At 71.4% G+C, this 11,045-nt stretch carries 9 protein-coding genes; 6 read left to right on the top strand and 3 right to left on the bottom strand.

The genetic code is table 11. The features are described from left to right. Window positions 1–22: 22 nt before the first annotated feature. Entirely contained in the window at window positions 23–2,770 is a 2,748-nt protein-coding gene (locus OG272_RS35910) for a right-handed parallel beta-helix repeat-containing protein (RefSeq protein ID WP_327727547.1), read from the top strand. 68 nt (window positions 2,771–2,838) lie between these two features. Then, window positions 2,839–3,714: a hypothetical protein gene (locus tag OG272_RS35905; protein ID WP_327727548.1), complete on the top strand. Its 876-nt coding sequence runs from the start codon at window positions 2,839–2,841 to the stop codon at window positions 3,712–3,714. A gap of 21 nt (window positions 3,715–3,735) precedes the next feature. On the opposite strand, the gene OG272_RS35900 is transcribed toward OG272_RS35905, so the two are convergent. After that, window positions 3,736–4,131: a MazG nucleotide pyrophosphohydrolase domain-containing protein gene (locus OG272_RS35900; RefSeq protein ID WP_327727549.1), complete on the bottom strand. Its 396-nt coding sequence runs from the start codon at window positions 4,129–4,131 to the stop codon at window positions 3,736–3,738. Between the two features lie 217 nt (window positions 4,132–4,348). On the opposite strand from OG272_RS35900, the gene OG272_RS35895 reads away from it, so the two are divergent. Then, window positions 4,349–5,494 (top strand): peptidoglycan recognition family protein, encoded by a 1,146-nt coding sequence (locus tag OG272_RS35895; RefSeq protein ID WP_328224158.1) that lies wholly within the window; start codon window positions 4,349–4,351, stop codon window positions 5,492–5,494. Window positions 5,495–5,761: 267 nt separating this feature from the next. Then, window positions 5,762–6,760, top strand: a complete 999-nt coding sequence (locus OG272_RS35890; protein WP_326576375.1) for a TAXI family TRAP transporter solute-binding subunit — start codon at window positions 5,762–5,764, stop codon at window positions 6,758–6,760. Window positions 6,761–6,815: 55 nt separating this feature from the next. On the opposite strand, the gene OG272_RS35885 is transcribed toward OG272_RS35890, so the two are convergent. Together OG272_RS35885 and OG272_RS35880 are read right to left on the bottom strand one after the other, a co-directional pair. Next, entirely contained in the window at window positions 6,816–8,228 is a 1,413-nt protein-coding gene (locus OG272_RS35885; protein WP_405895498.1) for an ATP-binding protein, read from the bottom strand. Window positions 8,229–8,237: 9 nt separating this feature from the next. Then, window positions 8,238–8,924 (bottom strand): response regulator transcription factor, encoded by a 687-nt coding sequence (locus OG272_RS35880; RefSeq protein WP_037700951.1) that lies wholly within the window; start codon window positions 8,922–8,924, stop codon window positions 8,238–8,240. Between the two features lie 369 nt (window positions 8,925–9,293). Between OG272_RS35880 and OG272_RS35875 the strand changes: the two genes are divergently transcribed. Together OG272_RS35875 and OG272_RS35870 are read left to right on the top strand one after the other, a co-directional pair. Beyond that, window positions 9,294–10,070 carry an amino acid ABC transporter ATP-binding protein gene (locus OG272_RS35875; protein WP_326576380.1) on the top strand — a complete coding sequence of 259 codons (777 nt, stop codon included), beginning with the start codon at window positions 9,294–9,296 and terminating at the stop codon, window positions 10,068–10,070. A gap of 82 nt (window positions 10,071–10,152) precedes the next feature. Then, on the top strand, window positions 10,153–10,986 hold the full coding sequence (locus OG272_RS35870) for a glutamate ABC transporter substrate-binding protein (RefSeq protein WP_326576381.1): 834 nt from the start codon (window positions 10,153–10,155) through the stop codon (window positions 10,984–10,986). Window positions 10,987–11,045 lie beyond the last annotated feature (59 nt).

The raw sequence follows: 11,045 nt of genomic DNA, 5'->3' as shown, positions 1-11,045 counted from the left end.
CCATCGAGGGATTGGAACCCACGTGCCCCCCACCGCCACCGTGCACCGGGTCGCCCCCAAGGGCCGCGGCGCGCACCGCAGCATCGGCTCCGCCGTACGCGCCGCCCGCGACGGCGACGAGATCCGCATCGCCCCGGGCGAGTACGTCGAACAGCTGCTCCTCGACCGCGCGGTGCGCCTGCTGCCCGAGGACGGCCAGGAGCACGCCGTACGGCTGCTGGCCGCGGCCCCCGGCCGCCCCGTGCTGGAGGCCGCCGCCCCCGGCGTACGGGTCGAGGGCCTCGCCCTGACCGGCCAGGACCCGGCGCTGCCCGCCGTGCTGGCCAACACCGGCGATCTGGAGCTGGACGGCTGCGAGGTCTCCGGCGGCCGGGTCGAGGCGGGCGGCGACGCGTCGCTCACGCTGACGGACTGCCGGGTGTCGGGGGCCGGGCTGGCCGCCGTGCACCTCAACACCACCGGTACGGCACGGCTGACCCGGGTCGTGGTCGAGGACATCGAGGGCACCGGAGTCGTCATCGGCTCCCGGGCCGTCGCCGAGGCCACCGAGCTGACCGTACGGCGGGTCACCGGGTCCGGCATCCGCGTCCGGGGCACCGCCCGGGCGGTGCTGCGCGAGTGCCGGATCTCCGGGCCGGGCCGCAGCGGTCTGCTGGTGGAGGACGAGGCGGCCGTCGCCGCCCTGGACTGCCGGGTGGCGGAGACGGCCGCCGAGGGCGTACGGGTCCTCGGCAGCTCGGCCCGCCCCGCGAACGCAGCCGGCCCCGACCACCGGGACACCCGGGAAGGCCGCGAAGGACGGGAGAGCGCGGACGGCGACGTGCCGCTCGCCCGCGCGGACGGCGGCGTCCTGCTCACCCGCTGCGAGATCCTGCGCACCGGCACGGACGGGGTCGCCGTCTCCGGCACCGGAGACGTCCGGCTGCTGAACTGCCGTCTGCGGGACGGCTCCGGACCCGGTGTGAGCGCGGACGGCGAGAGCCGCGCGGAGCTGGTGGACTGCCAGGTCGACCGGGCGCACGGCTCGGGTCTGGTGGCCCGGGGCTCCGCCCGGCTGACCGCCGAGGGCACCTCGGTGACCGGCAGCCGGGCCAACGGCCTGCTGGCGGGCGACCGTTCCGAGGTCCGTGTGGCCGACGGCGACCTGACGGACTGCTCGTTCAGCGCGGTGCACGCCTGCGACGACTCACGGGTGACGCTCACGGCGTGCCGTATCGCCTCGACGCCGGAACACGGGATCCGGGCCACCGACCGCGCCGGGCTCACCGTCGAGGGCGGTCGCATCACGGACTGCGGACTGTCGGGGGTGCGGATCGACAGCGCGGCCGAGGCCCGGATGCGCGGTCTCGCCGTGGTGCGCGGCCGGGCCGGGATCACCACCGAGTCGACCGGGACGGTGGTCCTGGAGGAGTGCGACGTCACGGACGCCGAGCGGGCCGGTGTCTCCTGCGGCACCGGGACGGCCCCGGTGCTGCGGGACTGCCGGATCAGCGGGACCGGCACCGCGGGCCTGGTGATCGGCGAACGCGCCACGCCCAGCGTCGAGGGCTGCACGGTCCGGGACACCGCCGGCTCCGGCCTGGTGGTGGGTCCGGGGGCCGAACCCCGGGTCAGGTCCGTCACGGTGGCCCGGACCGGCAAGAACAGCCTGTTCGTCGGGGAGAGGGCCCGCGGCACCTTCGAGGACTGCGTCTTCGCCTGGGCGGGCGGCGACGGCACGGCCTTCCCGGCGCTGCACGTGTCGGCCGGCGGTGCGCCTGTCCTGCGCGGCTGTCTGGTCCGGGACACCGAGGAGGACGTGGCACTGGAGAAGGGGGCCCGGCCGGTGTTCGACGACTGCCTCTCGCGGGACGTGGGGAACCCGTCCCTGCCAACCGGCGCGGACCGGTCCCTGGCGGCCGCCGGAGGCCCGGGCGGGGACCCGCGGTCGACCGCGCGGGAGACCGAGGCACCCCCCGAGGACACCATCGAGGACCTGCTCGCCGAACTCGACGGCCTCGCCGGACTGGACCGCGTCAAACAGGACGTCTCGTCCCTGGTGAAGCTGATGCGGATGGTCCGCCGCCGTGAGGAGATGGGGCTGGCCCCGCCCCCGCTCAGCCGCCACCTCGTCTTCACCGGCAACCCCGGCACGGGCAAGACCACGGTCGCCCGGCTCTACGGCCGCATCCTGGCCGCCGTCGGCCTTCTGGAGCGCGGCCACCTGGTCGAGGCCGACCGCTCCGCCCTGGTCGGCGAGTACGTCGGCCACACCGGCCCCAAGACCACCCGCCTCTTCCAACAGGCCCGGGGCGGCGTGCTGTTCATCGACGAGGCGTACTCCCTCACCCAGTACGCCGGCTCGAACGACTTCGGCCAGGAGGCGATCGCCACGCTGCTGAAGCTGATGGAGGACCACCGCGACGACGTGGTGGTGATCGTCGCCGGATACCTCAAGGAGATGGAGGTCTTCGTCCGCTCCAACCCCGGCCTCGCCTCCCGCTTCAACCGCACCCTCCTCTTCGAGGACTACGGCAGCGCCGAACTGGTCAGCATCGTCGAGCACCAGGCCGCCCAGCACCAGTACGAACTCGCCCCGGACGCCCGCGAGGCACTGGCCGGACGCTTCGACGCGATGCCCCGGGACCGGGGCTTCGGCAACGGCCGTACGGCCCGCCAGCTGTTCCAGGCCATGACGGAACGCCAGGCGTACCGCGTCGCCGAACTGCCCGACGCCTCGGAGTCCGACGTGATGACGCTCAAGCCCGAGGACATCCCGCGGAACCTCTGAACCGCCCCGTCGCCCACCCCACCCCACGTCACGCCCTCTCCCACCGACGACTTCCAAGGAACCGCCCGATGCCGCACACGCCCACCCCCAGCGAACGAAGAGAAGGCGAGTTCGCCGACCTGTTCGCCCGGAAGACCCGCACCCCGCTCCGCGGCTTCCTGCCCGGCCGCCGGGTGTGGAAGGCGGTCGGAGGCTCCGCCGCCGCGGTCCTGGTGATCGCCGGCTCCGCCACGGCCGTCGCCGCCATCGACTGGAGCGGCGGCTCCTCCGAGAAGGTCACCACCGCGGCCGACGAATCAGCCAAGGAGAAGTCCTCCGCCGGTGACACCGAGAAGGCGGTCGTCGTCCCGTCGCCGAAGGAGCGGGACAAGGGCAAGGACGGCCCCGAGGTCGTGTACGTCCCCGTCTCCGGCGGAGCGGGCGCCGGGACGGCGGCGGGTGGCGCGGCGTCGACGCCGGACACGGACTCCGACACCTCGGACGGCACGAGCACAGGCGCCTCCGGCTCCACGGACACCCAGGAGACGAAGGGCACCACCACCCAGAACACCGAGTCGCAGTCGGCGGACGGCTATCTGTGGGCCGACGGAAGCGTGGAGACGGACTCCAACGACTACTGGGACCAGAGCACCGTCACCGTCAAGTCCACCAAGCCGCTCACCTCGCTCAAGGTCGTCGTCCGCGTCATCCAGACCGGCGGCGTGTCGAGCAGCGGCACCTGGACCTCCCTGGGCGACAAGGTGGCCGTGGGCCAGAACGCCACCAGCGACCAACTGGGGTACGTCATCACGCTGAAGTCGGGGGTCACGCTCGCCCCCGGCACCTATGTCTTCAAGGTCCAGTACAACCACGCGCAGGGCAGCCGGGACGCGGGCCGCGACCTCTACACCGTCACCGCCGTCGCCTCGGACTCGGACGACGAGTCCGTCTCCGGCCGCTTCTGAGCACCCACCCGGTCAGGGTGTTCAGCCTGTCCAGCCCTGCTTCCGCAGCACCGCCGACACGTCGGGCGCCTGATAGTGGTCCCCCTTGAGCACCTTGCCGTCGGCCCGGCGGGCGACGACGCCGTCGGGGCCCAGCTTGGTCATGTTGGAGCGGTGGATCTCGGCGAGCACGGCGTCGAGGTCGATGCCGTGGACGAGCGCGGTGCCGTACGCCACGTACACGACGTCGGCCAGCTCGTGGGCCAGCCGGTCGAGCGGGCCGTCGACCGCCACCTCGGCGACCTCGGCGGCCTCCTCGGCCAGCAGCTCACCCCGGTGGGCGGCCAGCTCGGGCGAGACCTCGGTGGGCGCGGTACGGACGTCGAGGCCGAAGGCCCGGTGGAACTCGCGGACCAGGCGAGCGGGAGAAAAAGTCATCCGGCGACCCTACCGACCGGCTGCCCGCCCCCGCCCCGACCCGACCCGCTCCGGCCCGACAGGTCTGTCCGTCTCACACGATCCTGACCCTCAAGTCCCTTTGTGTCACGATCATTTGACGTTACGTCATCCTCAGGGCCGGTGTCGGAAGCAGTGACTCCACTCCGTACTCTCCGTTGGGTCTTCACGTACCACCCCGAGCGATTGAGGACCCAAAGTGAGCGTTCCCCCCACCTCCCCCACCCATCGCGCCCAGTCCCGGATGACCCGTCGTGCCGTGATCGGCGCCGCCGGCGCGGTCGCGGCCGGTGCCGTGATCACACCGACCGTGATGGCCACGACCGGCGACTCCGGCGGCGCGACCGCGGACACCGGCACGGAGGACACCAAGGCCGGTACGACGACCGAGACCTTCCCGAAGACCCGCAGCGAGGCCGCCACCGGCGAGGCGCCCGTCGAGGCGGCCTTCCCCATCGGGTACGTGGGCGTCCGCTGGGGCGGCACCGACGAGACCACCGGCGGCGGCATCCGGCTGCGGGACGCCGACGGCGCCCGGGGCGAGTGGCGGACGCTCGGCGACGGCGGCTGCTCGGTGGCCAACGGCGGCGGCGTACTGATCGCGGCCGCCCAGGCCGCCGGCTACGAGCTGAAGGCGCCCGACGGCGCCACCGGCCTGCGCTCGCTGGCGCTCGACACCCAGCACGGCCCGGACCGGAAGGTGGCCGTGCCGTCCGATCCCACCCGTGTCCGGGGCGTCGAGTTCCTGACCCGGGCCGCCTGGGGCGCCGACGAGTCGCTGCGGTTCAAGGCGGACGGCACGGAGAACTCGCCGACCGCGTTCTACCCGTTCCAGACGATCACCGTGCACCACACGGCCATGGCGAACGACGACCCGGACCCGGCCGCCACGGTCCGCGCGATCTACCAGCTGCACGCCGTCACCAACGACTGGGGCGACATCGGCTACCACTTCCTCATCGACGAGGAGGGCCGTATCTACGAGGGCCGCTACTCCGGCGACGACGGCCTGCCCGCGCACGACGCCGACGGCAAGGTGGTGACCGCCTTCCACGTCGGCGGCTTCAACTCCGGCAACCTCGGCATCGCCCTGCTGGGCACCTTCACCGAGCAGGGACCGAAGGAGGCCGCCCGCGCGTCGCTGACCCGGCTGGTGAAGGCGCTGGTCCGGCAGCACGGCGTCGACCCGCAGGCCCGCGTGACCTACACGAACCCGGTCAACGGCACCCAGAAGGAGGTCGCGGAGATCAGCGGCCACCGGGACTGGATGGCGACCGAGTGCCCGGGCGAGGTCATGTACCAGGAGCTGGACCGCCTGCGCACGGCCGTGGCGACCGGCCGCTGACCGCGTCCGCTGACCGCGTCCGCCGGTCGCCGGTCGCCGGTCGCCGGTCGCCGGTCGCCGGTCGCCGGTCGCCGGTCGCCGGTCGCCGGTGAGAGGGCGGGGCCCAGCCCCTGCCCTCTCAGGAGCGCGGGGAACGGCGCGAGCGTCCGCACACCGTCCGCACACCGCCCGCACCCGGAGGACACCCCGCACCCCCGAGGTCACAGCCTCGCACCGGATGGATCCGATCCTGGCCGCCCGCTCGGTGACCTGGCAGGATTTCGTCGCATGGTCCAGGTACTCCCCCGCATCGGCACGCGGCAGGCGCTGCTGGGCTCGGTGGCTTCGCTGGTGGTCCTCGGGCTGCTCGCGTGGTGGCTGTGGCCGAGCGAGGAGCCCCCGAGCGGAACGATCACGCTCATGACCGGAGCCGACCGGGGTGTCTACCAGCAGTACGGCAACCAGCTGCGGTCGGCGATCGCCGAGGACATGCCGGGCCTGCGGGTCGATCTGGAGCCCAGCAACGGTTCCCAGACCAACGTCCGTGGTGTGGCCACCGGGGAGGCCGACTTCGCCATCGCCGCGGCCGACGCCGTGCAGACGTACATCGAGGAGGGCCGGCCCGGCGCCGACAAGCTGCGGGGCATGGCGCGACTGTACGACGACTACGTGCAGCTGGTCGTCCCCGCCGACTCGACCATCCAGAACATCTCGGAGCTGAAGGGCAAGCGGGTCGCCGTCGGGCCCGAGGGGTCCGGCGTACGGCTGATAGCCGAACGTCTGCTGGAGGCGGACGGGCTGGACATCGGCAAGGACATCGACGCACGGCCGGACACCATCGCGACAAGCCCTGACGCCCTCCGTACCGGCAAGATCGACGCCTTCTTCTGGTCGGGCGGACTGCCCACGCGGGGGCTGACCAACCTCGCGGAGAAGCAGAAGTACGGCTTCCGGTTCGTCCCGATCCGCGGCACCCTGGTGACGAAGCTGCACGACCAGGGCGGCGTCTTCAGTTACTACCGGACATCCCTGATGCCCGCGGACGCCTACCCGACCATCCTCAAGGACTCGGTGCCCACCCTCACCGTGGCGAACCTGCTCATCACCCGCGAGGACCTGGACCCCAGACTCACGGAGTGGCTGACCCGCGTCGTGCTGAAGAGCCGGGACAAGATCGGCGAGGACGTCCACGCGGCCCAGGTGGTGGACCTGCGCACCGCCCTCTACACGGACCCGCTGCCGCTGCACGAGGGCGCCGCGGCGTACTACCTGTCGGTGAAGCCGTAGCCCGGCGGTTCGGGGACGACGCCCTCCGGGCCCCGTAGGCCCCGGGAAGGCCCTCTCAGGCCGGCGGACGCGACCGGGGCACCGTCACCGTCACCCGCAGCCCGTGCGGTTTGTGGTGGGCGTAGGAGATGGAGCCGCCGCCCGCCGCGATCAGCGCCCGGGAGATGGAGAGCCCGAGGCCCGAGCCCTTGATGTTCTGGTGCGCGGTGCTGCGCCAGAAGCGGTCGCCGACGCGTTCCAGTTCCTCGTCGCTGAGGCCTGGCCCGCCGTCGGTGACGACGACGGTGGAGTTCTCGCCGTTCGAGGCGACCCGGACCTCGACGGTCTCCCCGGCGGGCGTGAACTTCAGCGCGTTGTCGATCACCGCGTCCAGGGCGCTGGACAGGGCGATGGGGTCGGCCCAGGCGGTGGTGGCCGGGCAGGCGCCGGCCAGCGTCACGCCCTTGTCGTCGGCCAGCGGCGACCAGGAGGCGACGCGCTCGGCGGTCAGCTCGCCCACGTCGATGAGCCGCAGATCGGACTCCGCGTGCTCGGCGAGCGCCAGGTCGAGCAGGTCGTCGAGGACCGAGGCGAGGCGCTTGCCCTCGGTACGGACGGAGGCGATCTCCGCGTTCCCCTCGGGCAGTTCGAGGGCGAGCAGGTCGATGCGGAGCAGCAACGCGGCGAGCGGGTTGCGGAGTTGGTGCGAGGCGTCCGCGACGAAGGCGCGCTGCTGTTCCAGGACGTCCTCGACGTTGTCGGCCATCTCGTTGAACGACCGTGCCAGCCGCCGGAGTTCGGGCGGACCGCTGGCCACCGCGACCCGTGACTTGAGGCGTCCGGAGGCGATGGCGTGGGTGGTGAAGTCGAGGACGCGTACGGGCTTGAGGACCCAGCCCGTCAGCCGCAGCGCGGCGCCGACTGCGAGGAGCATCGCGGCGATCTCACCCGCGCCGATGATCAGCCAGCCGCGCAGGATCTTCTTGCGCATCTGGTCGGTGGGCGAGTCGGTGACGACGGCGGCGACGACATCACCGTCGTGGATGACCGGGGACGCGACGACGAGCCGGCCCTCCTGCCAGGGCCACACCTGTTTCGGGTCGTGCGGACGGCGCCCCAGCAGCGCCTCCTCGAAGGCCTCGAGCCCCTCTCCCTCGGTGGGTCTGCCCCAGTCGTAGGGGGCGTTGGCCATGGCCTGCTGGTCCTTCTCCCGGTAGAAGACGCCGGCCTTGATGCCGTACACGCTGTAGTACTGCTCCAGCTCCCGCTTCAGGGTCTCGCGGCGGCCGTCCGTGGTGTCCACGCGGGAGCCGCTCGGACGTTCGGTGACGAACTGGGCGAGGGAGGCGAAGCGCGCCGTGTCGTCGATACGGTCGACGACGACCTCCTGTTGCCGCGCCGCCGCGAGGCTCACCGCGAGCGGGATGCCGAGGGCCAGCAGCACGGCGGCCATCAGGACGATGAGCAGCGGAAGAAGACGAGTGCGCACGCGGGCACGCTACGGCGTCGGGGCGACCAGCCGGTAGCCGACCCCGCGCACCGTCTCGATCAGGGCGGGCATCCGCAGCTTGGACCGCAGGGACGCGACGTGCACTTCCAGGGTGCGCCCGGTCCCTTCCCAACTGGTCCGCCACACCTCGCTGATGATCTGTTCCCGGCGGAAGACGACCCCGGGCCGCTGGGCCAGCAGCGCGAGCAGATCGAACTCCTTGCGGGTCAGCTGGACGACCGAGCCGTCCACGCTGACCTGGCGGGTGGGCAGCTCGATGAGCACGGAGCCGAGGCGCAGCCCGCTGTCGCCGGGAGCGGCGGCCTCGTCGGGGGCCCTGCGGCGGGCGACGGCGTGGATACGGGCGAGCAGTTCCCCGGTGTCGTACGGCTTGACCACGTAGTCGTCGGCGCCGAGGTTGAGGCCGTGGATCCGGGAGCGTACGTCGGCGCGGGCCGTCACCATGATCACCGGGGTGCTGGTGCGCTTGCGGATCTTGCCGCAGACCTCGTAGCCGTCCTGGTCGGGCAGGCCGAGGTCGAGCAGGACGACCCCGAAGCCGTTCCCCTCCGGGACGAGCGCCTGGAGCGCCTCCTCGCCGCTGCGGGCGTGCGTGACGTCGAAGCCGTGCCGGGCCAGGACCGCGGACAGGGCGGCGGCGACGTGGTTGTCGTCCTCGACGAGGAGCAGCCTCATTCCGGCCCCTTCCGGTTCGGTAGGTCTCGCGTTTCGCGCATCTGCGCGTTTCGATCATCGGCGCGTATCGAGTATCTGCGCGTTTCGATCATCTGTACGTCTCGGTCGGCACACATTACGCGGATCCGCACCTGGGAGCCGCGCGCCTCGACCCATGCGCAGTCACACTGATGAGTGAGGACGCCGTCAAGGCCGTACGGGTTCCGAGCGGGTTCCGTTACCCAGCCGAAACGCCCGCGCGGGCCCGTCACGTGCCGTGTCCGTCCGGCTACCAGATCGTTATGCTCAATTCTCGCTCAGATGTAATGACGCTGGTCGTCGCCGGTCACTACTGTCCTCCGAAACCGAGCAGGACGGAGCCATAAAGCGATGACCGAAGTTTCGGTGGCCAAGGACGCCGTGGCCGCGACCGATGATCTGGTCGTCCTGAAGAGCGTCAACAAGCACTTCGGCGCGTTGCACGTGCTCCAGGACATCGATCTGACCATCGCCAGGGGCGAGGTCGTCGTGGTGATCGGACCCTCCGGGTCGGGTAAGTCCACCCTGTGCCGCACCATCAACCGGCTGGAGTCGATCGACTCCGGCGACATCCTGATCGACGGCAAGCCGCTGCCCGCGGAGGGCAAGGCGCTCGCACGACTTCGGGCGGACGTCGGCATGGTGTTCCAGTCGTTCAATCTCTTCGCGCACAAGACCGTGCTCGAGAACGTGATGCTGGGGCAGCTCAAGGTCCGCAAGACCGACAAGAAGAAGGCCGAGGAGCAGGCCCGGGCGCTGCTCGACCGGGTCGGCGTGGGCACCCAGGCGGACAAGTACCCCGCGCAGCTCTCGGGCGGCCAGCAGCAGCGCGTCGCGATCGCGCGGGCGCTGGCCATGGGCCCCAAGGTCATGCTCTTCGACGAGCCGACCTCGGCGCTCGACCCCGAGATGATCAACGAGGTCCTGGAAGTCATGCAGCAGCTCGCCCGGGACGGCATGACCATGGTCGTGGTCACCCACGAGATGGGCTTCGCCCGTTCGGCCGCCAACCGGGTGGTGTTCATGGCGGACGGCCGGATCGTCGAAGAGGCTGTGCCGGACCAGTTCTTCAGCAACCCCCGCAGCGACCGGGCCAAGGACTTCCTGTCGAAGATCCTGCACCACTGACGGCCCCACCGACGCCGCTCCCGGCCCAGGACACCCGCACCACGACGGTCCGCATCTCTTCACCAGTCAAAGGATGTTCACCATGAAGCTTCGCAAGGCAAGCGCTGCCGCCTCCGCCGCGATCGTTCTCGCTCTGACCGCCACGGCCTGCGGTGGGGACAAGAACGACAGCGGCGACAGCGGCGACGGCGGTGGCAAGGTCACCATCGGCATCAAGGTCGACCAGCCCGGCCTCGGTCAGGAGACCCCCGACGGTTACGAGGGCTTCGACGTCGACGTCGCCACGTACGTGGCCAAGGAACTCGGCTACGACGAGAAGGACATCGAGTTCAAGGAAGCGCCGAGCGCGGAGCGCGAGAACCTGCTGCGGCGCGGTGACGTGGACTTCATCGTCGCCACCTACTCGATCACGGACGAGCGCAAGGAGAAGGTCTCCTTCGCCGGTCCGTACTTCCTGGCCCACCAGGACCTGCTCGTCCGCGCGGATGACAACGTGACCAAGGGCGACGACCTGAACGGCAAGAAGCTCTGCTCGGTCACCGGCTCGACCTCCGCGCAGAACGTCAAGAACGACTTCGCGCCCAAGGCCCAGCTGCAGGAGTACGGCGGCTACTCCGAGTGCCTCAGCGGCCTGGAGAGCGGTGCGGTCGACGCGCTCACCACGGACGACTCGATCCTCGCCGGTTACGCCGCCCAGGAGCAGTACAAGGGCAAGTTCAAGCTCGCCGGACTCAACCTGAGCGACGAGAACTACGGCATCGGCATCAAGAAGGGCGACACAGACCTTCAGGGCAAGATCAACAAGGCCCTCGAGAAGATGGTCGAGGACGGTTCCTGGGAGAAGTCCGTCAAGGAGAACTTCGGCCCGGCCAACTACGAGAACGAGCCCGCCCCGGCGATCACCGAGAAGGGCTGACGGCTCCCTGACGGGGGGCCACCGGCTCGGTGACGTGCCGCCCCGGCTCGGGGCGGCAC

The sequence above is a fragment of the Streptomyces sp. NBC_00104 genome (genome assembly GCF_045160825.1).
Classification (GTDB): Bacteria; Actinomycetota; Actinomycetes; order Streptomycetales; family Streptomycetaceae; genus Streptomyces.
This window is presented reverse-complemented; position numbering and strand designations above follow the sequence as displayed.

What these genes read in the sequence shown, in the direction of transcription:
- OG272_RS35905 (WP_327727548.1), top strand. Translation starts at nt 2,839, where the DNA reads ATGCCGCACACGCCCACCCCCAGCGAACGAAGAGAAGGCGAGTTCGCC.
- OG272_RS35900 (WP_327727549.1), bottom strand. Translation starts at nt 4,131, where the DNA reads ATGACTTTTTCTCCCGCTCGCCTGGTCCGCGAGTTCCACCGGGCCTTC.
- OG272_RS35890 (WP_326576375.1), top strand. Translation starts at nt 5,762, where the DNA reads ATGGTCCAGGTACTCCCCCGCATCGGCACGCGGCAGGCGCTGCTGGGC.
- OG272_RS35880 (WP_037700951.1), bottom strand. Translation starts at nt 8,924, where the DNA reads ATGAGGCTGCTCCTCGTCGAGGACGACAACCACGTCGCCGCCGCCCTG.
- OG272_RS35875 (WP_326576380.1), top strand. Translation starts at nt 9,294, where the DNA reads ATGACCGAAGTTTCGGTGGCCAAGGACGCCGTGGCCGCGACCGATGAT.
- OG272_RS35870 (WP_326576381.1), top strand. Translation starts at nt 10,153, where the DNA reads ATGAAGCTTCGCAAGGCAAGCGCTGCCGCCTCCGCCGCGATCGTTCTC.